This is a genomic window from Sulfitobacter sp. (assembly GCF_039977885.1).
Taxonomy (GTDB): Bacteria; Pseudomonadota; Alphaproteobacteria; order Rhodobacterales; family Rhodobacteraceae; genus Sulfitobacter.
Window position 1 is genome coordinate 391,690 of record NZ_JBDWCI010000008.1, and the last position, 23,003, is coordinate 414,692.

The 23,003-nt window shown below is 58.6% G+C and carries 24 protein-coding genes; 15 read left to right on the plus strand and 9 right to left on the minus strand.

Translation table 11 applies throughout. From position 1 onward, the window contains the following. Positions 1 to 19 precede the first annotated feature (19 nt). The 4 genes from sdhA to mdh form a co-directional block, all read right to left on the minus strand. Positions 20 to 1,825, minus strand: coding sequence for a succinate dehydrogenase flavoprotein subunit (gene sdhA / locus ABJM03_RS06480; RefSeq protein WP_348416520.1), 1,806 nt, complete (start codon positions 1,823 to 1,825; stop codon positions 20 to 22). A 202-nt stretch (positions 1,826 to 2,027) separates the two neighbouring features. Continuing rightward, entirely contained in the window at positions 2,028 to 2,399 is a 372-nt protein-coding gene (gene sdhD / locus ABJM03_RS06485) for a succinate dehydrogenase, hydrophobic membrane anchor protein (RefSeq protein WP_348416522.1), read from the minus strand. 10 nt (positions 2,400 to 2,409) lie between these two features. Beyond that, positions 2,410 to 2,793 carry a succinate dehydrogenase, cytochrome b556 subunit gene (gene sdhC / locus ABJM03_RS06490; RefSeq protein ID WP_348416524.1) on the minus strand — a complete coding sequence of 128 codons (384 nt, stop codon included), beginning with the start codon at positions 2,791 to 2,793 and terminating at the stop codon, positions 2,410 to 2,412. A gap of 338 nt (positions 2,794 to 3,131) precedes the next feature. Further along, positions 3,132 to 4,094, minus strand: coding sequence for a malate dehydrogenase (gene mdh, locus ABJM03_RS06495; protein WP_348416526.1), 963 nt, complete (start codon positions 4,092 to 4,094; stop codon positions 3,132 to 3,134). A 490-nt stretch (positions 4,095 to 4,584) separates the two neighbouring features. Between mdh and ABJM03_RS06500 the strand changes: the two genes are divergently transcribed. Next, positions 4,585 to 5,340, plus strand: coding sequence for a sulfite exporter TauE/SafE family protein (locus tag ABJM03_RS06500; protein WP_348416527.1), 756 nt, complete (start codon positions 4,585 to 4,587; stop codon positions 5,338 to 5,340). Here ABJM03_RS06500 and ABJM03_RS06505 read toward each other — a convergent pair. Then, a complete protein-coding gene (locus ABJM03_RS06505) occupies positions 5,337 to 5,666 on the minus strand; it encodes a hypothetical protein (RefSeq protein ID WP_348416529.1) in 330 nt (109 codons plus the stop codon). The genes ABJM03_RS06500 and ABJM03_RS06505 overlap by 4 nt on opposite strands. A gap of 295 nt (positions 5,667 to 5,961) precedes the next feature. On the opposite strand from ABJM03_RS06505, the gene ABJM03_RS06510 reads away from it, so the two are divergent. The 13 genes from ABJM03_RS06510 (at position 5,962) to lpdA (ending at position 18,992) form a co-directional block, all read left to right on the plus strand. Continuing rightward, entirely contained in the window at positions 5,962 to 6,819 is an 858-nt protein-coding gene (locus tag ABJM03_RS06510; RefSeq protein WP_348416531.1) for a CoA ester lyase, read from the plus strand. 3 nt (positions 6,820 to 6,822) lie between these two features. After that, positions 6,823 to 7,377, plus strand: coding sequence for an NnrU family protein (locus ABJM03_RS06515; RefSeq protein WP_348416532.1), 555 nt, complete (start codon positions 6,823 to 6,825; stop codon positions 7,375 to 7,377). A gap of 13 nt (positions 7,378 to 7,390) precedes the next feature. After that, the gene (locus ABJM03_RS06520) at positions 7,391 to 7,594 is read left to right on the plus strand and encodes a DUF1737 domain-containing protein (RefSeq protein ID WP_348416534.1); all 204 of its coding nucleotides are present in this window, start codon (positions 7,391 to 7,393) and stop codon (positions 7,592 to 7,594) included. Position 7,595: 1 nt separating this feature from the next. Next, positions 7,596 to 8,630, plus strand: coding sequence for a MaoC family dehydratase (locus tag ABJM03_RS06525; RefSeq protein WP_348416536.1), 1,035 nt, complete (start codon positions 7,596 to 7,598; stop codon positions 8,628 to 8,630). Between the two features lie 256 nt (positions 8,631 to 8,886). After that, positions 8,887 to 10,080: an ADP-forming succinate--CoA ligase subunit beta gene (gene sucC / locus ABJM03_RS06530; RefSeq protein WP_348416538.1), complete on the plus strand. Its 1,194-nt coding sequence runs from the start codon at positions 8,887 to 8,889 to the stop codon at positions 10,078 to 10,080. A gap of 5 nt (positions 10,081 to 10,085) precedes the next feature. After that, positions 10,086 to 10,610, plus strand: a complete 525-nt coding sequence (locus tag ABJM03_RS06535) for a succinyl-CoA synthetase subunit beta (protein WP_348416539.1) — start codon at positions 10,086 to 10,088, stop codon at positions 10,608 to 10,610. Continuing rightward, positions 10,607 to 11,287, plus strand: coding sequence for a hypothetical protein (locus tag ABJM03_RS06540; protein ID WP_348416541.1), 681 nt, complete (start codon positions 10,607 to 10,609; stop codon positions 11,285 to 11,287). The genes ABJM03_RS06535 and ABJM03_RS06540 overlap by 4 nt, the downstream gene beginning before the upstream one ends. Positions 11,288 to 11,357: 70 nt before the next feature. Beyond that, on the plus strand, positions 11,358 to 12,245 hold the full coding sequence (gene sucD, locus ABJM03_RS06545; protein ID WP_348416543.1) for a succinate--CoA ligase subunit alpha: 888 nt from the start codon (positions 11,358 to 11,360) through the stop codon (positions 12,243 to 12,245). A gap of 90 nt (positions 12,246 to 12,335) precedes the next feature. Then, positions 12,336 to 15,293, plus strand: a complete 2,958-nt coding sequence (locus tag ABJM03_RS06550; RefSeq protein ID WP_348416545.1) for a 2-oxoglutarate dehydrogenase E1 component — start codon at positions 12,336 to 12,338, stop codon at positions 15,291 to 15,293. Positions 15,294 to 15,296: 3 nt separating this feature from the next. Next, on the plus strand, positions 15,297 to 16,802 hold the full coding sequence (gene odhB, locus ABJM03_RS06555) for a 2-oxoglutarate dehydrogenase complex dihydrolipoyllysine-residue succinyltransferase (RefSeq protein ID WP_348416547.1): 1,506 nt from the start codon (positions 15,297 to 15,299) through the stop codon (positions 16,800 to 16,802). A 66-nt stretch (positions 16,803 to 16,868) separates the two neighbouring features. After that, positions 16,869 to 17,132 (plus strand): hypothetical protein, encoded by a 264-nt coding sequence (locus tag ABJM03_RS06560; RefSeq protein ID WP_348416549.1) that lies wholly within the window; start codon positions 16,869 to 16,871, stop codon positions 17,130 to 17,132. Further along, the gene (locus tag ABJM03_RS06565; RefSeq protein ID WP_348416551.1) at positions 17,133 to 17,528 is read left to right on the plus strand and encodes an MAPEG family protein; all 396 of its coding nucleotides are present in this window, start codon (positions 17,133 to 17,135) and stop codon (positions 17,526 to 17,528) included. Positions 17,529 to 17,603: 75 nt separating this feature from the next. Continuing rightward, complete coding sequence (gene lpdA, locus ABJM03_RS06570; RefSeq protein ID WP_348416553.1) at positions 17,604 to 18,992, plus strand: dihydrolipoyl dehydrogenase; 1,389 nt, start codon at positions 17,604 to 17,606, stop codon at positions 18,990 to 18,992. Between the two features lie 62 nt (positions 18,993 to 19,054). Here lpdA and ABJM03_RS06575 read toward each other — a convergent pair whose 3' ends face one another. The 4 genes from ABJM03_RS06575 to ABJM03_RS06590 are packed head-to-tail and all read right to left on the minus strand — an operon-like array spanning position 19,055 to position 21,966. After that, complete coding sequence (locus ABJM03_RS06575; RefSeq protein ID WP_348416555.1) at positions 19,055 to 19,660, minus strand: pyridoxamine 5'-phosphate oxidase family protein; 606 nt, start codon at positions 19,658 to 19,660, stop codon at positions 19,055 to 19,057. Further along, complete coding sequence (locus tag ABJM03_RS06580; protein WP_348416557.1) at positions 19,647 to 20,387, minus strand: lysophospholipid acyltransferase family protein; 741 nt, start codon at positions 20,385 to 20,387, stop codon at positions 19,647 to 19,649. Before ABJM03_RS06580 ends, ABJM03_RS06575 begins: the two co-directional genes overlap by 14 nt. Further along, positions 20,384 to 21,289, minus strand: a complete 906-nt coding sequence (locus ABJM03_RS06585; RefSeq protein WP_348416559.1) for a cell division protein FtsX — start codon at positions 21,287 to 21,289, stop codon at positions 20,384 to 20,386. The genes ABJM03_RS06580 and ABJM03_RS06585 overlap by 4 nt, the downstream gene beginning before the upstream one ends. Beyond that, complete coding sequence (locus ABJM03_RS06590) at positions 21,289 to 21,966, minus strand: ATP-binding cassette domain-containing protein (RefSeq protein ID WP_348416560.1); 678 nt, start codon at positions 21,964 to 21,966, stop codon at positions 21,289 to 21,291. Before ABJM03_RS06590 ends, ABJM03_RS06585 begins: the two co-directional genes overlap by 1 nt. Before the next feature lie 166 nt (positions 21,967 to 22,132). On the opposite strand from ABJM03_RS06590, the gene ABJM03_RS06595 reads away from it, so the two are divergent. After that, positions 22,133 to 22,972 (plus strand): zinc-ribbon domain-containing protein, encoded by an 840-nt coding sequence (locus tag ABJM03_RS06595; protein WP_348416562.1) that lies wholly within the window; start codon positions 22,133 to 22,135, stop codon positions 22,970 to 22,972. The last annotated feature ends 31 nt before the right edge of the window (positions 22,973 to 23,003 follow it).

Sequence of the window (23,003 nt, forward strand, 5' to 3'; positions counted from 1 at the left end):
TGCGCCGCCTCGCCCATGCTTAGTAAACCCGCGCTTTCGGTGCGATTTTCTTCAGGTCGATCCCGCCTTCATCCAGCTTGGTCAGCGGATCAAGATGCACAGGACGGAACGTCAGATCAGCGGCCTCATCCTCAAAGCGGATCAGGCTGTGCTTGCGCCAGTTTTCATCATCACGGTCCGGATAATCCTCATGGGCATGCGCACCACGGCTTTCTTTGCGCGCTGCCGCAGCGGTGATTGTGGCCACCGCGTTTGGCATCAGGTTGGTCAACTCCAGCGTTTCCATCAGATCCGAGTTCCAGACAAGCGAGGTATCGGTGACTTGCAAATCAGCAACTTTCGCTGAGACGCCTTTCATCTTCTCTTCGCCTTCGGCCAGTGTTTTGTCGGTACGGAATACCGCCGCATCGGCCTGCATGGTCTGTTGCATCTCAAGACGCAGCTCGGCCGTGGGGATCGCACCCTTGGCATAGCGCAGCCCGTCAAAGCGCTCAAACGCGGCATCAACCGATTTCTGGTTTGGCGTTGGTACAGGGGTCTTTGGATCAACGATCTGTGCAGCACGGATCGCCGCCGCGCGGCCAAACACCACAAGGTCGATCAATGAGTTCGAGCCAAGACGGTTCGCACCGTGTACCGAGGCACAGCCTGCTTCACCAACAGCCATCAAACCTGGCGAAACCGCATCAGGGCTATCCGCCGTCGGGTTCAGAACCTCCCCCCAATAGTTCGTCGGAATACCGCCCATGTTATAGTGAACAGTCGGCAGAACAGGGATCGGCTCTTTGGTCAGGTCAACACCGGCAAAGATGCGCGCGCTCTCGGAAATACCGGGCAGGCGCAGATCCAATGTCTCTTTTGGCAGGTGGTTGAGGTGCAAGTGGATGTGATCCCCTTTGTCACCCACGCCGCGGCCTTCGCGAATTTCCATCGTCATACAGCGCGACACAACATCACGGGACGCGAGGTCTTTATAGGTCGGCGCATAGCGCTCCATAAACCGCTCGCCCTCGGAGTTGGTCAGATAACCGCCTTCACCGCGCGCGCCCTCGGTGATCAAACAGCCTGCGCCATAGATGCCGGTCGGGTGGAACTGAACAAATTCCATATCCTGCAACGGCAGACCCTGACGGGCCACCATGCCACCGCCATCACCTGTACAGGTGTGGGCCGATGTGGCGCTAAAGTACGCGCGGCCATAACCACCCGTGGCCAGCACAACCATCTTGGCGCTGAACAGGTGCATCGTGCCGTCATCCAGCTTCCAGCACAGCACACCTTGGCAGACACCATCATCGGACATCACCAGATCAATGGCGAAATATTCGATGTAGAACTCTGCCTTATGCTTGAGGCTCTGGCCGTAAAGCGTGTGCAGGATCGCGTGACCCGTCCGGTCCGCCGCAGCACAGGTACGCTGCACGGGGGGGCCTTCGCCAAATTCAGTGGTGTGACCGCCGAAAGGACGCTGGTAAATCTTGCCACCCTCGGTGCGCGAGAACGGCACGCCGTAATGCTCCAGCTCATACACCGCTTTGGGCGCTTCGCGGGCCAGATACTCCATCGCATCGGTGTCACCCAACCAGTCAGAGCCTTTAACCGTGTCATACATATGCCACTGCCAGTTATCCGGCCCCATATTGCTAAGGCTGGCCGCAATGCCACCCTGTGCCGCAACCGTGTGCGAACGGGTTGGGAAAACCTTGGAAACACAGGCTGTCTTCAGGCCCTGTTCGGCCATACCCAATGTTGCGCGCAAACCCGCGCCGCCAGCCCCGACAACGACAACGTCGTATTCGTGGGTTTCATATTCATAAGCAGCCATATCGTGCCCTCTCGATGGTTTGGAGCCTGCCCGATTGCGGCACGGACCCCGTCAATTTGGTCGGCCCATTGGCCGATATGAGAAATTCCTAAGGGCGGAGCATCCCCGCCGTCACCTATCTATCTAACGCGTCAGAGTGCGGCGCACAGCCCACCCCGCCATATGCCGCACCCGCCCCGCAGGGCAGGTAATCGCCCCGCGATTACAGCGCGAGCCGTGCGATGGCGAAAATACCAACGGCAGCTGCGCCATAGCTGACGCAGGTCATCACAACGATAGAGACCTTCTGTGCAAGACCATGCACGTAATCCTCAAGCAGTGTCTGAACACCGTCGTTAAAGTGCTTGAAAGTCACCAGAATGGTCAGGGCCGCAACAATCGCAGGGAACGGGCGTGAATAATAGGCGATGATTTCTTCATAAGTCCCACCAAGAGCCGAGCCAAAGGTGAACACAAAAAACGGCAGCAGGATCAACAGCGCGACCGAGCTGATGGTCATGGACCAATGATGTGCCGAACCGGATTTCGCAGAACCCAGGCCCATTGCACGTTTACGATCTGTCAAAAATGCCATGATACGCTCCTCAAACTATGATGACTGTGATCAGCGTCAGCAACACCGAACCGCCAAGACAGGCCCAGCCCAGCTTTTCCGCTGTCTCGATGTCCATCATCACTGCATTGTCCCAGATCAGATGCCGCACACCGGCAAGCGTGTGATACCACAACCCCAGCACAGAGAAGAACATGACCAGATCGCCGAACCAGCTGGTCAGAAAACCGTTTGCAGTCGCAAAGGACTCAGCGCCGCTTGCAGCAGCAATAAACCACCAGACCACCAAAAGCGCCGTGATCAACATGGCATTGCCTGTGATCCGCGTCAGGATGGACGTCATTGAGGTCAGTTGCGGGCGGTAAATCGAAAGATGCGGCGATAGCGGGCGATTGCCCCTGTTCACATCGGCCATATCAGGCTCCTTTTTAGCTAGCTGATATATATCTACCGTAATTTTTGCGTCTGTCACCTGTGCATACGTGAAAACTGGCGGTTGTTTGCGCTAATTAGAAAGATTCTCACTTACAGGGTAATATTTGTGATCACATGAAACTCCCACGTGATCACAACATAGTCATATCGTCGCAGAGCCACACCTGATCAAAGCTGAGACCATATTGACAGGATCCCCGATTTCCCGAATCCACGCCCTGTGATCACAACGAATAAACGGGAAAACAAAAGGGCATACCCAAACGCAAAAGGCGCACCCTTACAGGCGCGCCTTTCACAAATGATGTTCTTAAAGACTTAGCTCAGCGAGCCGTCGATGCCTTTGCAAGCTTCGACCAACCCTTTAACCGCGTTGACGGAGTTGTCGAACATGGCCTGCTCGTCCTTATCCATTCCGATCTCGACAACTTTCTCAACGCCGCCGGCACCGATCACGGTTGGCACACCAACGTAGAAACCGTTCAAACCGTAAGCGCCATCAACATATGCCGCACATGGCAGAACACGCTTTTGGTCTTTGAGGTAGGCTTCGGCCATCTCGATCGCAGAAGTCGCAGGCGCGTAGAAGGCAGAGCCGGTTTTCAGCAGGCCAACAATCTCGGCACCGCCATCACGGGTGCGCTGAACGATTGCGTCCAGTTTCTCTTGAGTTGTCCAACCCATTTTCACCATGTCTGGAAGAGGGATACCGGCAACTGTGGAATAGCGCGTCAGCGGCACCATCGTGTCACCATGGCCGCCCAGCACGAATGCAGTCACGTCACGCATGGAAACGTTGAACTCTTCCGCAAGGAAGTGACGGAAGCGTGCCGAATCAAGAACGCCAGCCATGCCGCAGACTTTTTCATGTGGCAGGCCAGAGAATTCGCGCAGTGCCCAAACCATCGCATCCAGCGGGTTTGTGATACAGATTACGAATGCGTCCGGCGCGTGCTTTGCAATGCCTTCGCCCACAGACTTCATCACCTTGAGGTTGATGCCCAGCAGGTCATCGCGGCTCATGCCGGGTTTGCGTGCAACACCGGCAGTCACGATGCAGACGTCCGCGCCAGCAATATCTGCGTAATCGGAGGTGCCGGACATTGCCGCATCGAACCCTTCGGAAGGGCCGGACTCGGCGATATCAAGAGCCTTACCTTGTGGCAGGCCGTCGGCGATATCGAACATAACGACGTCGCCCAGTTCTTTTACGGCCGCGAGGTGGGCCAATGTGCCACCGATGTTACCAGCGCCGATAAGCGCGATTTTGGCTCTTGCCATCTTGCAGTACTCCATGAGGTTTGCGTTGCTGCGGGGATAAACCCATCGGCCCTGTCACGCAAGACGGCTGTAGTTCACAGTTTAAAAATGGATAAAACACCATCAAATCGACGGCACTTTCCCCCGCCTGCCCCTCTCCCGTCCGCCTCGTCAATCGCCTTGGCTCGTTACACATTCGCAGCCCCCGGCGCAGAAAAATCATCCTCGCCGGTCATGCAAATCCCCGACAGCAGCCGCTTTGAGTTGATCGCACAGTTTCCCCCAAGGAACGGAAATCCGGACACCACAAATCGCCCAAAAATCCGCCCAGCGCCGAGAATCACCGCAACCGACCGCCCTCAATCGGCCATTTCGCCCACCATCCCAACGGCAATAATTGGTTGGCCTTTCATCCGTTAGGCATCAACAAGCACAAAACCGGAATGGACGCTGGTCGCCCCCACGCCATCGTGTAAAGGTGCGCCCATCCAGACAAAATTACGAGGCGCATGTGCTCGAACTCGATCTTTGGTTCTTTGCTGTCGCAGGCCCTGCGGTCCTATTTGCGGGCATATCCAAGGGCGGCTTTGGCTCGGGGGCCGCCTTTGCGGCCTCTTCCTTGCTAGCGCTGGTCGTGGATCCGGGGCTTGCATTGGGCGTGATGCTGCCTCTTTTGATGTTGATTGATGTGGCCTCCTTGCGGCCCTATTGGGGCAAATGGCACCTGCCCGAAGCGATATTGATGATCGCAGGCGCCTTGCCGGGCGTGGCGCTGGGTGCCGGTCTGTACCACCTTGCCTCGCCCGACCTGCTGCGCCTGCTGATAGGCGCTGTCTCTGTCGGTTTCGTCATCTGGCAAATCAGCGTTTCGCGTGGCTGGCTGCATATCGGAGCACGCCCCATGTCCGATAGCGCAGGCCTGATCGCAGGCCTGGTCACAGGTTTCACCAGTTTCATCAGCCATGCAGGCGGCCCGCCCGCCGCCGTCTTTCTGCTTTCGCGCGGATTGGGGAAGACGGGATATCAGGCCACTTCGGTACTTATCTTCTGGGCGGTCAACATCGCCAAATTCATCCCCTACGCCTTTCTGGGCATGTTCACGCTTGAAACAGCACAGGCCAATCTGGCGCTTGCACCCTTTGCATTGGCGGGCACATGGCTTGGCGTGCGCGCCCACCGGATCGTGCCCGAACGCGCCTTCTTTGCGCTGACCTATATCCTGCTCACCATCACCGGTTGCAAACTGATCTGGGATGGCCTGACCTAGGCATCATTACCCGGCACGGGCAGCGCTTCTGCCACTTGCTCATACGCCTGCCCAGAGGCCACAAGGCAGCTCACGCCGGTGGGCTGCGTCACCACAATCGTCCAGCTTCCTGTGTCATCGCTCGCAAATACCTCAACCATCGCGTTGTTTGAGCCAATGCCAACAGATTGCCGCGTCTCGCCATAACCTTCGGCCAGCTTTTTGACGACGACATCACGCGGGCCGCAATTATTGCGAACCTGCGCCTGCGCTTGCGTGGTCATCACAACAATCAAAGCGCCCGCCGCCAATGCGGCAAGATTAATAAGTTTTACAGTACGTGTCATTTCAGTGCCCTTTCCAATGATAAGGCGGCAGCACGCCTGTGCTCCCGACGGGTCCGTCGCGTCGCAGCAACCTCAACTCAAGCCGGCCTCCCGTGGCGCGGTGCAATCTTCCGTCGACATCTGCAACTTGAGCCCAGCATGCACCATTGGGTTGAAAACCGCGTTAACGCAGCGTCCGGCTCCCGTTGCGTGTCTGTTTTTGCCGCAGCGCGGCACAATCAATCTTGAAGTTATAGCTCAAAAATGCACCTCTACGCGTAATATTATTGCGCAGTCAATTCACAGGAGCCATTCCATGCCATCCATCGCCCGCCCATTGCGATCCGTTCTCTACATCCCCGGCTCCAAACCCCGCGCGCTGGACAAGGCCCGCGGCCTGCCCGCCGACGCCATCATCTTTGACCTCGAAGACGCGGTGACCCCGGATGAAAAAACCGCCGCACGCGCCACTTTGGCTGATGCGCTGACACAGGGTGGCTACGGCGCACGCATGAAAATCATCCGCATCAACGGGCTTGATACAGAATGGGGTATAGATGACGCAAAAGCCGCCGCCGCAATGGGGGCCGACGCAATCTTGCTGCCCAAAGTAAACAGCCCCGCCGATCTCGACGCGCTTGCTCAATACACCGGCGACCTGCCGCTATGGGCGATGATGGAAACACCCTTGGGCATGCTGAACGCAGCCGCCATCGCCGCCCACCCAAAACTGCAAGGCATGGTCATGGGCACCAATGATCTGGCCAAAGATCTGCAAACCCGCTTTCGCACCGACCGCCTGCCGCTCATGGCGGGGCTCGGCCTATGCGTTCTGGCGGGCAAAGCGCATGGCGTGGCGCTCATTGACGGCGTTTATAACGCGTTCAAGGATAACGACGGCCTGAAGATAGAGTGCGACCAAGGCCGCGATATGGGCTTTGACGGCAAAACCCTCATCCATCCCGCACAGCTTGATGTGGCAAACGCCGCCTTCTCCCCCTCCCCCGAAGAGGTTGACCTCGCCCAGCGTCAGATCGCCGCGTTCAACGAAGCCGAGGCCGCCGGACAAGGCGTTGCCGTGGTCGATGGCAAGATTGTCGAGAATCTTCATGTTGCAACCGCCCGCGAAACACTGGCTAAACTGGAGGCCATCAAAGCCCTCAGCGCGGAGTAACCTATGCTTGTCCTCATTCTTGGCGTGATCCTCTGGATCGCCGCCCATTATTTCAAACGCTTTATGCCCGATCAACGCGTGGCGCTTGGCAAACCGGGCAAAGGTATCGTCGCCGTCGCGATCGTCGTGGCGCTGCTGCTGATGATCACGGGCTACCGCATGGCGGCGTTTGTCCCCGTCTGGACCCCGCCTGCCCTGTTCACCGGTTTCAACAACGGGCTGATGCTGCTCGCACTTTGGGTCTATGGCTCGTCTGCCGCCAAAGGGGCCAAAGCATGGCCCGCCTATAAGGTCCGCCACCCGCAACTCCTGGCCGTGAAAATCTGGGCGCTGGCCCATCTGCTGGTTAATGGTGATCTGGCCTCGATCATCCTGTTTGGTGGTCTCATGGCGTGGGCCATCGGCTCGGTCATTCTGATTAACAAGGCCGAACCCGAATGGACTGCCCCTGCCCCCGCAGGCCGCAAAACCTACATCCGCCTCGCCGTCATTACTCTGGTAATGTTCGTCATCATCACCGCCATTCACACGATGCTTGGCGTTAATCCCTTCACTTGAAAGACCTGAACCCATGAAACTGTACCGATTTCTCTCCGAAGAAGACACCTCCGCTTTTTGCCACAAAGTCACCGCCGCCCTAAACAAAGGCTGGGAGCTGCACGGCTCTCCGACCCAAACGTGGGACCACGCCGCCGGCATCATGCGCTGCGGTCAGGCCGTCACCAAAGAAGTCGAAGGCACCTACACCCCCGACACCAAACTCGGAGAACAATAAAATGACCCCCAAGACCAACGCTGGCAATTTCTTCGAGGATTACACCGTTGGTCAAATCCTCACCCATGCTGTGCCGCGCACCATAAAAATGGGAGAACGCGCCCTCTATCACGCGCTCTACCCCGCGCGGCACGCCCTCTATTCTTCCGACCAATTCGCCCAGGATTGCGGCCTGCCGTTTTCACCGCTGGACGATATGATCGCCTTTCACGTTGTATTCGGGAAATCCGTGCCCGATGTGTCGCTCAACGCCGTGGCCAATCTGGGCTATGCCCAAGGCCGCTGGCTGCTGCCTGTCTGGCCCGGCGACACCCTACGCAGCCAGTCCGAAGTCATCGGCGTCAAGCAGAATTCCAACGGTAAAACCGGCGTGGTCTATGTGCGCACGACCGGCCTGAACCAACATGACGAAACAGTCATGGAATACGTCCGCTGGGTCATGGTCCGCAAGCGCGACGCAGATGCACCCGCGCCAAAAACCACTATCCCCGACCTGCCCTCGGCCATCGCCGCCAAGGATCTGGTCATCCCCAAAGGCCTCGACTTCACCAATTACAACTTCGATCTCGCAGGAGAGCCGCACCGCTGGGGCGATTATGCCGTCGGCGAGAAAATCGACCACGTCGACGGCATCACGATGGAAGAAGCCGAACACATGATGGCCACCCGACTGTGGCAGAATACGGCCAAAGTACATTTCGACACCTCTGCACGCCCTGATGGCAGCCGCCTGATCTATGGCGGTCACGTCATCTCGATGGCGCGGGCATTGTCGTTCAACGGGCTGGCAAATGCGCAGATGGTTGTCGGGCTGAATGGCGGCACACATGCCAACCCCTGTCTTGCGGGCGATACAGTGCGCGCATGGTCCGAAGTCTTGGATAAGGCCGAAACCCCCGCCCCCGGCGTCGGGGCCATTCGCCTGCGACTCGTTGCGACCAAAGGCGGCAAAGCCTTTGATCTGCGCGGCGAGGATGGCAAATATCTGCCGACCGTGCTGCTCGATCTCGACTATTGGGCGCTTATTCCAATCTGATACCCGTCTGGTACGACGGTTTATCAACTAAATTTAATATGCATTTCCTTCGAAAAGCTGCGATTCTCCCCGTAAAGTCGCAGCTTTTCGACGTGAGCCCCGACGGGCGAGCGAATTTGTGATCACGCGAACTTAACGTGTGATCACAAATGTTACTTTAGGGTAGAAATCTGCTCCAACTTACGAAATGCTGTTGGGGAAAAATTATATTTCTCGCGTATAACACGCGGGATCAAACCAAACGGGACCGCTTTCTATGAACATCCATGAATATCAGGCCAAAGCCCTTCTTCGCAGCTATGGCGCACCTGTCTCCGACGGTCGTGTCGTGCTCAAGGCCGAAGACGCAAAAACTGCCGCAGGCGAAATGGACGGCCCAATGTGGGTTGTCAAAGCACAGATCCACGCAGGTGGCCGCGGCAAAGGCAAATTCAAAGAAGCCGACGCAGGCGAAGCCGGCGGTGTACGTCTGACCAAATCGGTTGAAGAAGCCGCCGAAGAAGCCAAGAAAATGCTTGGCCGCACATTGGTCACGCACCAGACCGGCCCCGCAGGCAAGCAAGTCAACCGCGTCTACATCGAAGACGGCTCCGGCATCGAAACCGAGCTGTACCTCGCCCTGCTGGTTGACCGCGAAACATCGCGCGTTGGTTTTGTCTGCTCCACCGAGGGCGGCATGGACATCGAAGAAGTGGCCGAGAGCACACCAGAGAAAATCATCAACTTCTCCGTTGATCCGGCAACAGGTTTCCAAGCCTTCCACGGCCGCCGCGTCGCATTCGCGCTGGGCCTTGAGGGCAAAGCCGTCAAGCAATGCGTTGGCCTGATGGGTCTGCTCTACAAAGCATTCATCGAACGCGACATGGAAATGCTCGAGATCAACCCGCTGATCGTCACCGACACAGGCGACCTCAAAGTGCTCGACGCAAAAGTATCCTTTGACGGCAACGCCATGTACCGTCAGCCCGAAGTGGCCGAACTGCGCGATGAGACCGAAGAAGACAGCAAAGAGCTTGAGGCTTCCAAATACGACCTCAACTACATCGCACTCGACGGTGAAATCGGCTGCATGGTGAACGGTGCGGGTCTGGCGATGGCCACAATGGACATCATCAAACTCTACGGTGCCGAGCCTGCGAACTTCCTCGACGTTGGTGGCGGTGCCACCAAAGAGAAAGTGACCGAAGCCTTCAAGATCATCACCTCCGACCCACAGGTCAAAGGCATCCTCGTGAACATCTTCGGCGGTATCATGCGCTGTGATGTTATCGCCGAGGGCGTTGTTGCCGCGGTCAAGGAAGTCGGCCTCAAAGTGCCACTGGTTGTCCGCCTCGAAGGCACAAACGTTGAAGAGGGCAAAGCCATCATCAACAACTCCGGCCTTGATGTTATCGCAGCTGATGACCTCAAAGACGGTGCCCAGAAAATCGTGAAAGCCGTCAAAGGCTAAGTGCGATGAAAGCCCTGCGTGCTCTCATAGTGATCTGTCTGACCGCCATTCCGGCGGCAGGCAGTGCTATGGCGCAAGGGCGCTGGGAAGCAGTAGCCAGAGCATTTGCCGAGAACTGCTTTAATCCGCGGCTCACGGCAAAGACCGCACAGGCGACACTTGCTCCTTCGGGCGCGCGGATTGATTTCTATGATCTGCGCCCCGCCTTCGGTGGACCTTCCTCCAAACCGACAGGCCGCGCCGCGACGCCGGGCACCGACCGCCGCTGCGAAGTGGCCTCGGACGGTTATCACTTTGAGATCGCCAAACGCTGGGCTGAAAACGGCCTGCGCCGCGAAAAGCTCGCCAAAAGGGAAACGCGGGTTCCTTTGAACTTTGCCGTCCAGAGTGGCACCACCTCTGTCTCTGCGTATCGCCTGAATGCAAGCCAGCTCGCAATTCTCCAGATTGGCCTGCGCCAAGGGCCCAACGGGAACGAGACATTTATCAACGTTGAACGCCTCGCCCCACGAGAGAGGCCCAACAGATGACCAAAGCCTCTCCTTTTCTATCTGGCCACGGTGCAGTGATCGCCGCATTGCTGCTGACCATTGGTGCCATGATCGCTGTGAACCAGCTGCCACAGCAAAGCCAGCAAACCCTGTTACAAGAAGGCGGCTTGATCGAAACCCTTGCTGTCGTCGGCTACGCTGTGTGCATCGGGCTGATGTTCCTGTGCTGGGGCCTGCGCCAGACGCGCGTGCGCTGGTATTTTCCCGTGATGGCCGCCCTCCTTGCGGGGCGCGAACTTGACCTCGACAAGCTCCCCTTCACCGAAGGTTTGCTAAAGTCGCGCCAGTACATCGGCGATACCGTCCCTGTGGGCGAGCGGACGATTGCCTTGGCAATCCTTGCGACCATAATCGGCACCACCCTGACCCTGCTGCGCCGCGAGGCACCCGCCTTTTTGCGCGGTCTGCGCAGCCGCCGCCCCGCCGCTTATGCGGTGCTGTTCGCGCTTGCGTTGATCATCATTTCCAAAACCATCGACGGTCTGGGCCGCAAGCTTGCCGGCTTCGGGATCGACGCCAGCCAAAGCCTCACCCAAACGGCCTTTCTGATCGAAGAGATCAGCGAGACAGGTATCCCTCTGATGCTTGCCACAGCCATCGTTCTCACCACCGCGACGGCAAAGACCGCTTCACACTCAAACGCTGCCCTGCCCTAGGCGCGGCAGCCCCCCTTCACCGCGCACCCGTTGCGTAGACCGACTTGAAAAACGAAAGAAAGCAAAGACAATGGCCGTACTCATAGACGAAAACACCAAAGTCATCTGTCAGGGCCTCACCGGCTCACAGGGCACCTTCCACACCGAGCAAGCGATTGCTTACGGCACCAAAATGGTCGGCGGCGTGACACCCGGCAAGGGCGGCATGACGCACCTTGACTTGCCCGTGTTCAACTCGGTCCATGAGGCCAAGCACGTGACCGAAGCCAATGCTTCCGTGATCTACGTGCCGCCCCCCTTCGCAGCTGACTCTATCCTCGAAGCCATCGATGCAGAGATGGAACTGATCATCTGCATCACCGAAGGCATCCCGGTTCTGGACATGATGCGTGTTGAGCGCGCCCTGAACGGCTCCAAATCCCGCCTGATCGGCCCCAACTGCCCGGGCGTTATCACGCCTGACGCCTGCAAAATCGGCATCATGCCGGGCCACATCCACAAGCGCGGCACTTGCGGCGTTGTTTCCCGCTCGGGCACACTGACATACGAAGCGGTAAAGCAAACAACAGACCTCGGCCTTGGCCAATCCTCTGCGGTAGGCATCGGCGGCGACCCCATCAAAGGGACCGAGCATATCGACGTCCTTGAAATGTTCCTCGCCGATCCGGAAACCACCTCCATCATCATGATCGGTGAAATCGGTGGCACAGCCGAAGAAGAAGCCGCACAGTTCCTCGCGGACGAGAAGAAAAAAGGCCGTTGGAAACCAACTGCTGGCTTCATCGCAGGCCGCACAGCCCCTCCAGGCCGCCGCATGGGCCACGCTGGCGCGATTGTTGCGGGCGGCAAAGGCGATGCTGAAAGCAAGATCAACGCCATGAAAGAAGCAGGCATTGTCGTCGCTGACAGCCCAGCAACTCTTGGTGAAGCTGTCCTTGAAGCTATTGCAAAGGGTTAATCCCTTGAGGGTATAATCCAACCTACCTGTGGCGGCGGAACCATCCGCCGCCATTCAACACGTCAAGTTGTTCTCCAGTGAGGCCTCGCCATGACCGACAATCCCGCCAACGACCAATTCCACGCCTCCTCTTTTATGCAAGGCCACAATGCCGAGTATCTGGAGCAGATGTACGCCCGCTATGCCGATGACCCTAACGCGGTCGATGAGTCGTGGCAGGAATTCTTCAAAGCCCTTGGCGATGAGGGTCAAACCGCACAGGCCGAGGCCGCAGGCCCCTCATGGGCACGCGCTGACTGGCCCCCCATGCCCGTGGATGACCTGACCGTTGCGCTGACCGGCGAATGGCCCGCCGAAGCAAAAGCCGCAGGCGGCAAGATCGCCGATAAGGCCAAGGCCCAAGGCGTCCAAATCTCCGACGACCAGATCCAGCGCGCCGTGCTCGACAGCATCCGCGCCTTGATGATCATCCGCGCCTACCGCATCCGCGGTCACCTTGCCGCTGATCTTGATCCGCTGGGCATGCGTGAAATCACCAACCACCCCGAGCTCGACCCCGCGTCCTACGGGTTCAAAGGCGCGGATATGGATCGCCCGATCTTCATCGACAATGTGCTGGGGCTGCAAATCGCAACCATGCGCCAGATCACGGATATCCTCAAAGCCACCTATTGCGGCACTTTCGCGCTGCAATACATGCACATCTCCGACCCCGAACAGGCCGCATGGCTCAAGGAGCGGATCGAGGGCTACGGCAAGGAAATCCAGTTCACCAAACAGGGCCGCAAAGCGATCCTCAGCAAGCTTGTCGAGGCCGAAGGCTTCGAGAAATTCCTGCACGTCAAATACATGGGCACCAAACGCTTTGGCCTTGATGGCGGCGAAAGCCTTGTGCCCGCGATGGAGCAGATCATCAAACGCGGCGGCAACCTTGGCGTCAAAGACATCGTGATCGGCATGCCCCACCGGGGCCGCCTGTCGGTGCTGGCCAACGTCATGATGAAACCCTACCGCGCGATCTTTAACGAATTCCAGGGCGGCAGCTTCAAACCCGAAGACGTCGACGGCTCCGGTGACGTGAAATACCACCTCGGTGCCTCCTCGGACCGCGAATTTGACGGCAATACCGTGCACCTGTCACTCACGGCAAACCCCTCCCACCTTGAGGCGGTGAACCCCGTGGTTATCGGCAAGGTCCGCGCCAAACAGGACCAGCTGGGCGATAAAGACCGCACCGCAGTCATGCCCATCCTGCTGCACGGCGATGCGGCCTTTGCGGGCCAGGGTGTTGTGGCCGAATGTTTCGCCCTCTCGGGTCTGCGCGGTCACAAGACCGGCGGCACCATGCATATCGTGGTCAACAACCAGATCGGCTTTACCACCGCGCCGCATTTCTCGCGCTCCTCGCCCTACCCCACCGATAACGCGCTGGTGGTCGAAGCGCCGATTTTCCACGTCAACGGCGACGATCCCGAAGCGGTTGTGCACGCCGCCCGCGTGGCGACCGAATTCCGCCAGAAGTTCCACAAAGACGTCGTGATCGACATGATCTGCTACCGCCGCTTTGGCCACAATGAAGGGGATGAACCCATGTTCACAAACCCCGTCATGTATAAAAAGATCAAGAAGCAGAAGACCACGCTCACCCTCTATACCGACCGCTTGGTCAAAGACGGCCTCATCCCAGAGGGCGAGATCGAGGATATGAAAGCGGCCTTCCAAGCCAAAATGAACGATGAGTTCGAGGCCGGCAAAGAATACCGCCCCAACAAGGCGGATTGGCTGGACGGCAAATGGTCCAATCTGGAAAAGCCCAAAGACAAGAAATACCAGCGCGGCAAAACCGCCATCGGCAAAGACACTCTGGCCGATGTGGGCAAGGCGATCTCGACCGCGCCCGATGGCTATCCGCTGCATAAAACCGTGGCCCGCCTGCTGGAGGCCAAGTCGAAAATGCTCGACACCGGTGAAGGCTTTGACTGGGCCACCGCCGAGGCGCTCGCCTTTGGCTCCCTGCTCACCGAGGGCTACAAGGTCCGCCTTGCAGGTCAAGACAGTGCGCGCGGCACCTTCTCGCAACGCCACTCCGCCTTGATCAACCAGGACACCGAAGAGCGTTACTACCCGCTCAACCACATCCGCGAAGGTCAGGCCGAATATGAAGTCATCGACTCCATGCTGTCCGAATACGCAGTTCTGGGCTTTGAATACGGCTACTCGCTGGCCGAACCAAACGCCCTGACCCTGTGGGAAGCGCAATTCGGCGATTTCGCCAATGGCGCGCAGATCATGTTCGACCAATTCATCAGCTCGGGCGAAAGCAAATGGCTGCGCATGTCCGGCCTCGTCTGCCTGATGCCGCACGGCTATGAGGGCCAAGGCCCCGAGCACTCCTCCGCACGTCTGGAACGTTTCCTGACCATGTGTGGTGGTGACAACTGGATCGTGGCCAACTGTACAACACCGGCCAACTACTTCCACATCCTGCGCCGCCAATTGCACCGCAGCTACCGCAAGCCGCTGATGCTGATGACCCCGAAATCCCTGCTGCGTCACAAGCTGGCCGTCAGCAAGGCCGAGGAATTCACCGAAGGCAGCAGCTTTCACCGCGTGCTGTGGGATGACGCACAGCAAGGCAACTCCGACACCAAACTGGTCGCCGATGACAAGATCAAGCGCGTCGTCATGTGCTCGGGTAAAGTCTACTACGACCTGCTCGAAGAGCGTGACGCCCGCGGTATCAATGATGTCTACATTCTGCGTTTTGAGCAGTTCTACCCCTTCCCCGCCCAATCCGCGGTGAAAGAGCTTGAGCGCTTCAAAGACGCCGAAATGGTCTGGTGTCAGGAAGAGCCCAAAAACCAAGGCGCATGGAGCTTCATCGAACCAAATATCGAATGGGTTCTCAGCCGTATCGACGCCAAACACCAGCGCCCCGACTATGCCGGTCGCGCGACCTCCGCATCGCCTGCCACGGGCCTTGCGTCCGAACATAAAGCACAACAAACTGCGCTCGTGAACGATGCGCTGACCATCAAAGGATCCTGAGCCATGAGCAACGAAGTCCGCGTCCCTACCTTGGGCGAATCTGTAACCGAAGCCACCGTAGCTACATGGTTCAAGAAACCTGGCGATACAGTCGCCGTTGACGAAATGCTGTGCGAGCTGGAAACCGACAAAGTCACCGTCGAAGTGCCCAGCCCGATTGCAGGCACATTGAGCGAGATCGTAGCAGCCGAAGGCGAAACCGTCGGCGTTGATGCGCTGCTCGCCATGGTATCCGAGGGTGGCGAAGCCGCGGCCCCCGCAGTCGAAAAAGCCGCCCCAGCACCCGCAGCCAGCGCAGGTGCCGCCGAAGCCGTCGACGTAATGGTCCCCACTTTGGGCGAATCCGTGACCGAGGCCACCGTCAGCACATGGTTCAAAAAGGTCGGCGATACCGTCGCACAGGATGAAATGCTCTGTGAGCTGGAAACCGACAAGGTCTCCGTCGAAGTACCAAGCCCTGCCGCCGGCACATTGACCGAAATCGTTGCAGCCGAAGGTGCCACCGTTGACGCCTCAGCAAAACTCGCCGTGATCTCCTCCGGCGAAGGCGCCGCAGCAGCCGCTCCCGCTGCGGCCGCCGCACCAGCACCCGCCGCAGCGCCTACAGGCGGCAAAGACATCGAAAACGCCCCCTCTGCCAAAAAAGCCATGGCCGAAGCAGGCCTGTCGAGCGATCAAGTCACCGGCTCGGGCCGTGACGGTCGCATCATGAAAGAAGACGTGGCAAAAGCCATCGCCGCTGGCGCTTCCGCCGCAGCAGCACCCGCCCCTGCCGCAGCACCGCGCGCGCCATCCTCCGCCGATGACGCATCTCGCGAAGAGCGCGTGAAAATGACCCGCCTGCGCCAGACCATCGCGCGCCGCCTGAAGGACAGCCAGAACACCGCTGCCATGCTCACCACCTATAACGAGGTCGACATGACCGAGGTGATGGCCCTGCGCAACGAATACAAAGACCTGTTCCTCAAGAAGCACGGCGTCAAGCTCGGCTTCATGTCCTTCTTCACCAAGGCCTGCGTGCACGCCCTGAAAGAAGTGCCCGAAGTAAACGCCGAAATCGACGGCACCGATGTTGTGTACAAAAACTTCGTACACATGGGCATCGCCGCGGGCACGCCCACCGGCCTTGTTGTGCCTGTGATCCGTGAGGCAGACTCGATGTCCTTTGCCGACATCGAAAAAGCCATCGCCGAAAAAGGTGCCCGCGCCCGTGACGGCAAGCTCAGCATGGCCGAAATGCAAGGCGGCACCTTCACCATCTCCAACGGTGGTGTCTACGGCTCGCTGATGTCCTCACCCATCCTGAACCCACCACAGTCCGGCATCCTCGGCATGCACAAAATCCAGGACCGCCCGATGGCGATCAACGGCCAAGTCGTCATCCGCCCGATGATGTACCTCGCCCTGTCCTATGATCACCGCATCGTGGACGGCAAAGGTGCCGTGACCTTCCTTGTTCGCGTCAAAGAAGCACTCGAAGACCCACGCCGTTTGCTGATGGATCTGTAAACCACGCACCCAGCGGCGTAACCATCTGCGCCGCTGGGACCTCCAAACAGCCAAAGGAGCGACAGCATGCAACTCATCGCCCACTACGAAGTCAGCGATTTCGCTGCATGGCAAACCGCCTTCACCGCCGATGAGGAAGCCCGCCGCGACGCAGGCCTAAGCGTGCTGCAAATCTGGCGTGACGCCGACAATGCCAACCGCGCCATTGTTCTGCTGGATGTGAATGACCGCAAGCGCGCGGATGCGTGGATCACACGCTCAAACGCGCTTGGCTCCGATGACGCAAATACCGTCAACACCGCTAACCACGTATTCCTCGAGACCGCCTAGATGAGCGTCGAGCTTACCGCCCTCACCCTCGCCGCGATCTTGCAATATGTGCAATTCGTGATGTACGCCGTGCCTGCCAATCTCGAACTGGGCAGCGGTTATACCATGTCCGCCCGCGACCGTGCGCCCAGCAAGACACTGAGCGATAAAACCGCCCGTCTTGGCCGCGCTTTTGACAATCACTTCCAAGGGCTGATCCTGTTCGCCATCGCCGTTCTCGTGACCGAGCTGTCTGGCCAGCACTCCGGCCTCACGGCCCTGTGCGCCACCATATACCTCTTTGCCCGCGTCGCTTATATCCCCGCCTACGCGCTGGGATGGCGTCCATGGCGGTCGGTCATCTGGATGATCGGCTTTGGCGCAACTTTTGTCATGCTCGTGGCGGCGTTGTTGTAATCTGACCCTATATGCACGCGCGGTGCACAACCGGTGCACAGTGTGTGACACCCGAATTTTCTAAAGGAGACTCTCATGTCTAACTATGATGTCATCATTATCGGCGCCGGCCCCGGCGGCTATGTTGCCGCGATCCGTTGTGCCCAACTCGGCCTGAAAACGGCCTGTGTCGAGGGCCGCGAAACGCTGGGCGGCACATGCCTCAACGTGGGCTGTATCCCCTCCAAAGCCTTGCTGCACGCATCCCATATGCTGCATGAGGCCGAGCATAACTTTGCCGAGATGGGCCTGAAGGGCAAAAGCCCCTCTGTCGACTGGCCCCAGATGCTCAACTACAAGCAATCCACCGTCGGCACCAACACCAAAGGTATCGAATTCCTGTTTAAAAAGAACAAGGTAGACTGGATCAAAGGCTGGGCCACCGTGCCGGAAGCAGGCAAGGTCAAAGTCGGCGACGAGACCTACACAGCCAAGAATATCATCCTCGCCACCGGCTCTGAGCCTGCGCCGCTCAAAGGTGTTGAGGTCGACGAAAAAACCATCGTCACCTCCACCGGCGCACTGGAACTGGGTAAGGTGCCAAAGAAGCTCGTCGTGATCGGCGCGGGCGTTATCGGGCTTGAGCTTGGCTCGGTCTACGCGCGTCTGGGCGCCGAGGTCACGGTTGTCGAATTCCTCGACAGCATCACCCCAGGCATGGATGCCGAAGTCAGCCGCCAGTTCCAGAAGATGCTGACCAAACAAGGTCTTACCTTCGTCATGGGCGCCGCTGTTCAGAAAGCCGAGGCCAGCAAATCCAAGGCGAAAGTCACCTACAAACTACGCAAAGACGACAGCGAACATGTCATTGACGCGGACACTGTTCTACTCGCCACAGGCCGCCGCCCCTTCGTCGATGGGCTTGGTCTCGACGCGCTTGGCGTCAAAATGACAGAGCGCGGCCAGATCGCTGTGAACGGCTCGTGGGAAACCTCCGTTAAGGGCATCTATGCCATCGGCGATGTGATTGAGGGCCCAATGCTGGCCCACAAAGCCGAAGACGAAGGTATGGCCGCAGCCGAGCAAGTCGCAGGCAAGCACGGCCATGTGAACTATTCCGTCATCCCCGGCGTAATCTACACCCACCCCGAAGTCGCGAACGTAGGCGAGACCGAAGAGACGCTCAAAGCAGCTGGTCGCGCCTATAAGGTTGGTAAATTCAGCTTCATGGGCAACGCCCGCGCCAAGGCGAACTTCTCGGGTGACGGCTTTGTTAAGCTATTGGCAGACAAAGAAACTGACCGCATTCTGGGCTGTCACATCATCGGGCCAGCCGCAGGCGATTTGATCCATGAAGTCTGTGTTGCGATGGAGTTTGGTGCTTCTGCTCAGGACCTCGCGATGACCTGCCACGCGCACCCGACCTATTCGGAAGCCGTACGCGAAGCAGCACTCGCCTGTGGCGATGGCGCGATCCACATGTAAAGCTTAAGCGGGCGTGGGCCAGCGTGATCAACACTCTGGCCCGCGCCCCAAACCACGTAATGCTACCACATGGTATCAGCAGCGCGTGCGCCCCAGGCGGCATCATACTCTGATCCGCCCTCTGCCCCTTCGGACACTTCTGCCAGAATTTGCCCAACTGTAGGCAAGCCCTGACTTTGGTCCTCACCCGACCACGTTTGCGCCCGCATCAACGCGCGCGCACATTGTGTGTAGACCTCTGAAATCTCGATGATAATGACGGTTGCAGGCTGACGGCCCTTCGTCTCAAACCGCGCGCGTAGCGCCGCATCATCGGTCAGCCAGGCCGTGCCATTCACCCGCACCACATTGTTTGATCCCGGAACGATAAACAGGCACGACACGCGTCCGTCTTCGACAATGTTGCGCAAGCTATCCAGCCGTTGATTGCCGCGCCAATCCGGTAAGGCGAGCGTCTTGGGGTCCAGCTCAACCACAACCGGCCCCGCATCACCACGCGGGCTGCCATCGGTGCCCTCCCGGCCAACAGTGCTCAGAATGCACAGCTTCGAGGTCATGATCCACTTGCGATACAGAGGTGTCAGGCGATCAGCGACCTTGCGCAGTGCAGCAGCCCCGGGGCTCCCATAAAGCGCCTCAAGCGCCTCGATGCTTTCAATCTTTCGCATAAAGATGCGCGTATCCGGATTCCTCCAGCAGCGCCTCTGACGTAGTTTCGATCTTTTCCTCAAGCTGGGCAACGAATTCCTCGCGCGGCAGGCCTGCAGGGATAGGCGGCAGGAAATCCACCACCGCCACGCCCGGCTTGCGGTACAGCCCCCTGCGTGGCCAGAAAACACCGGCGTTGGTTGCCACAGGATAGCAGGGCTGTTTCAGCTGCTCGTACAGGATTGCTGCGCCGACCTTATAGGGCAACACAGCGCCCGGCGCAGACCGCGTTCCCTGCGGGTAGATCACCAATTGCCCGGGCTCGCGCTGCCCTGCTTTTACGTCGGCAAGCATTTTGGTAATCGCCGCACCACGCTTACCGCGGTCGACAAATATCATCTCCATTTTCTTTACATATTGCCCCAGAAACGGCGCCCAACGAAGTTGATTTTTCAGAATGAATTTCGGCATCGGAAGCGCGCTGTAGATCAACAGGATATCCAGAAACGATTGATGCTTGGCCGGAACCAGAGCGGCCCCTTCAGGCGGAGTGCCACGCACCTCGCAGCGCAGGTTCAACATCCAGCCCGCGGTCCAGATCGCCCAGCGCGCATAAGCGGTACAGCCCGCATAAGCGCCGCGTTTGGACACCATCGCCCAAGGTGCCCAGATCACGCCAATTACAGGCAACATGATCGTCACTTGAATGATATAAAGGATCGAACGGATCCATTGCAGCAGGTTCATGTAAGTCCTTCCAAAGTCCGCCGCGCGGCCAGTCGGGTCGCAGCAAAGGCAACACCTGCCGCCAGTGGCGGAATAAGCAGCGGCAAAATCCAGTGTAGGCCCTGAAAACCAAGGCCGGTCAAAAAGCTTGCTGTTTCATCGCCGCCACTGGGCATCAGCAACACGGCAATCATCCCCAACACCATGCCAACACAGGCACCAATCAACGCGCGTAGGGTAAAGCGGCGGATAAATGCGTGGGCGATATAGTCATCCATAGCCCCCACAAGGCGCAGCACCCCGATAACCTGCGCATTGGCTGCCAAAGCGGCGTTGGCCGCAAGCGTCACCATAGCAGCCATCACAGCAGCAATGAGCACAATCGAAGACCACCCCAAAAGTTTGAGCCGTGACGCCGCTTTGACCAGCGGCGCACGCCAGCGGCTGTGATCGTCCAGAACCGCGCCGGGGACTTCGGCGGCAAGGCGCAGGCGCAGCCCTGCGGCATCCATACCCTCGTCCGTCTCGATCACCTCGATCAGACGGGGCACTGGCAAAGTATCAAGGTCCAGCTCGGCGCCGAACCAAGGGGCCAACAAGGCAGCTTGTTCTTCATCGGTAAATGCCCGTGCCTGCGCGACACCGCGCGTGGTTTCAAGAATACGCAGCGCTGCGGCAGTTTGCGCCGCCTGCTGGTCCGCAGGGGCCGCAATACGAATTGTGGCCGATTGGGCAAGCTCGTTGCCCCAACGATCCGCCAACCGCCCTGAGGCCAGCGACAAAGCCAATGCAAAAACAGCCAGGAAAGCCATCGCACCAGCAGCAAAAAGGGTGAGCTGCGCCGTGAAACCCGATGGCGGCACAACACGATCCGCCTGCGTGTCACCTTTCAACACGCCCAGAACCTTTGCCCGTATCCTCATTACAAATCCGCTCCGGCAAGCTGTATCCGCCGGTTGGCAATCCGTAGCACGCGGGCCTGCACATGCGCTTTGGTCGCGCGGATCAGGCTCAGGTCATGGGTGGCCACCAGCACGGTTTTGCCCATGCGGTTAAGTTCAATCAGCAGACGCAGCAAACGTTGGGACATTTCCCAATCCACATTGCCCGTTGGTTCATCCGCCAGCACCACATCGGGTGCCATAATCACCGCGCGTGCCAAAGCAGCACGCTGCCGCTCGCCGCCTGATAACTCGGGTGGCAGGGCTTGTGCCCGTTCGGTCAATCCGACCCAATGCATCAGGTCGTTGAGATCTTCGCCCTGTGCTTCATTGCTGCGGCCGGAGACATGCAAAGGCAGGGCGATGTTTTCGGCCACAGGCAAGTGATCCAGAAACGCGCAATCCTGATGCACAACACCGACGCGCCGGCGCAACAGCGCTACATCATCGCGGGTCAAGGCCCGCACATCCGTATCAAAGAACCGCACATAGCCTGCCGTGGGCAACAATGCGCCATAACACAGCTTCATCAAAGTGGTCTTGCCGGAGCCCGACGGGCCGGTCAAAAAGTGAAACGACCCCGGTGCAAGCTTGAGAGAGATGTCAGACAACAACTCCCCCCCGCCATAACTATAGGCAACATTTTCAAGCTCGATCACGGTCAGCCCCTCTGGTGCCTGCCTGTTGTGCCTGAGCATCGCTTGGGTTTCAATCCATCCTCATAAGAGAATGAAGCGCAGAATAGACTTTTCGGACGCATACTTAGCACTTATGGTACATAATTGAGTGATAAACGGGTAAAATAACTTTGTTTCGGGGCGAAAAATGAGACTGATCTGTCCAAACTGCGATGCACAATACGAAGTGCCCGATGATGTTATGCCCGTCGCTGGCCGCGATGTGCAGTGCTCGAACTGTGGACAGACGTGGTTTCAGCACCACCCCGACCATGAGCCGGAAGATGAAACAGAGGCACTGGATGCCCCTGCGCCGGATGAAGAAGTCGCCCCACCGCCGCCTCCGCCCCCACCGCCTGCAGCCGCGCCCGAGCGCAAACAGCTAGATCCCGCTGTGGCTGATATCTTGCGTCAGGAGGCCGAGGCCGAACAGGCCGCGCGCCGCGCGCAGACCGCCGGCGGATTGGAAAGCCAGCCCGATCTGGGCATGGAGCTTGAGACACCCGAAGACGAAGCAGACCGCCGCGCCCGTGAAGCGCGTGAACGCATGGCCCGTCTGCGCGGCGATCAAGCCCCGCAAGTGCAAGCCGCAGGCGGTAATCCCGAACAGCAAACAGCCGCCGCTGCCGCATTGGGATCGCGCCGCGATCTGTTGCCGGACATCGAGGAAATCAATTCCACCCTCCGCTCGAGCAGCGGGCGAACAGGCGCAGGTGCCGCAGATCTGGAGGAGCCGCCGATCGAAGCCCCCACCTATCAGCGCAAACGCCGCGGCTTTCGGACAGGTTTTACAACGGTGATGCTGATTTTCATCGTGCTGGCTATTATTTACATCTTTGCACCACGTCTGAGCGCGGCCGTTCCGGCCTTGGAAGCTCCGCTGAACAACTATGTCCAAGCGGTAAATTCAGGCCGTGAGTGGTTGGATAGCAACCTGCAAACCATGCTTAAATCGCTCGATAGCGCTGCCGAAGAAAGCAACGGATAACCAGCCCGATCTGCGGGGCCCCCGCCCCCCA

What these genes read in the sequence shown, in the direction of transcription:
- ABJM03_RS06575 (WP_348416555.1), bottom strand. Translation starts at nt 19,660, where the DNA reads ATGCGAAAGATTGAAAGCATCGAGGCGCTTGAGGCGCTTTATGGGAGC.
- ABJM03_RS06535 (WP_348416539.1), top strand. Translation starts at nt 10,086, where the DNA reads ATGAAAGCCCTGCGTGCTCTCATAGTGATCTGTCTGACCGCCATTCCG.
- ABJM03_RS06510 (WP_348416531.1), top strand. Translation starts at nt 5,962, where the DNA reads ATGCCATCCATCGCCCGCCCATTGCGATCCGTTCTCTACATCCCCGGC.
- ABJM03_RS06560 (WP_348416549.1), top strand. Translation starts at nt 16,869, where the DNA reads ATGCAACTCATCGCCCACTACGAAGTCAGCGATTTCGCTGCATGGCAA.
- sdhC (WP_348416524.1), bottom strand. Translation starts at nt 2,793, where the DNA reads ATGGCCGATGTGAACAGGGGCAATCGCCCGCTATCGCCGCATCTTTCG.
- ABJM03_RS06505 (WP_348416529.1), bottom strand. Translation starts at nt 5,666, where the DNA reads ATGACACGTACTGTAAAACTTATTAATCTTGCCGCATTGGCGGCGGGC.
- sucC (WP_348416538.1), top strand. Translation starts at nt 8,887, where the DNA reads ATGAACATCCATGAATATCAGGCCAAAGCCCTTCTTCGCAGCTATGGC.
- ABJM03_RS06525 (WP_348416536.1), top strand. Translation starts at nt 7,596, where the DNA reads ATGACCCCCAAGACCAACGCTGGCAATTTCTTCGAGGATTACACCGTT.
- ABJM03_RS06585 (WP_348416559.1), bottom strand. Translation starts at nt 21,289, where the DNA reads ATGAGGATACGGGCAAAGGTTCTGGGCGTGTTGAAAGGTGACACGCAG.
- mdh (WP_348416526.1), bottom strand. Translation starts at nt 4,094, where the DNA reads ATGGCAAGAGCCAAAATCGCGCTTATCGGCGCTGGTAACATCGGTGGC.
- ABJM03_RS06580 (WP_348416557.1), bottom strand. Translation starts at nt 20,387, where the DNA reads ATGAACCTGCTGCAATGGATCCGTTCGATCCTTTATATCATTCAAGTG.
- ABJM03_RS06595 (WP_348416562.1), top strand. Translation starts at nt 22,133, where the DNA reads ATGAGACTGATCTGTCCAAACTGCGATGCACAATACGAAGTGCCCGAT.
- ABJM03_RS06540 (WP_348416541.1), top strand. Translation starts at nt 10,607, where the DNA reads ATGACCAAAGCCTCTCCTTTTCTATCTGGCCACGGTGCAGTGATCGCC.
- ABJM03_RS06565 (WP_348416551.1), top strand. Translation starts at nt 17,133, where the DNA reads ATGAGCGTCGAGCTTACCGCCCTCACCCTCGCCGCGATCTTGCAATAT.
- ABJM03_RS06520 (WP_348416534.1), top strand. Translation starts at nt 7,391, where the DNA reads ATGAAACTGTACCGATTTCTCTCCGAAGAAGACACCTCCGCTTTTTGC.
- ABJM03_RS06515 (WP_348416532.1), top strand. Translation starts at nt 6,823, where the DNA reads ATGCTTGTCCTCATTCTTGGCGTGATCCTCTGGATCGCCGCCCATTAT.
- odhB (WP_348416547.1), top strand. Translation starts at nt 15,297, where the DNA reads ATGAGCAACGAAGTCCGCGTCCCTACCTTGGGCGAATCTGTAACCGAA.
- sucD (WP_348416543.1), top strand. Translation starts at nt 11,358, where the DNA reads ATGGCCGTACTCATAGACGAAAACACCAAAGTCATCTGTCAGGGCCTC.
- sdhD (WP_348416522.1), bottom strand. Translation starts at nt 2,399, where the DNA reads ATGGCATTTTTGACAGATCGTAAACGTGCAATGGGCCTGGGTTCTGCG.
- ABJM03_RS06550 (WP_348416545.1), top strand. Translation starts at nt 12,336, where the DNA reads ATGACCGACAATCCCGCCAACGACCAATTCCACGCCTCCTCTTTTATG.
- sdhA (WP_348416520.1), bottom strand. Translation starts at nt 1,825, where the DNA reads ATGGCTGCTTATGAATATGAAACCCACGAATACGACGTTGTCGTTGTC.
- lpdA (WP_348416553.1), top strand. Translation starts at nt 17,604, where the DNA reads ATGTCTAACTATGATGTCATCATTATCGGCGCCGGCCCCGGCGGCTAT.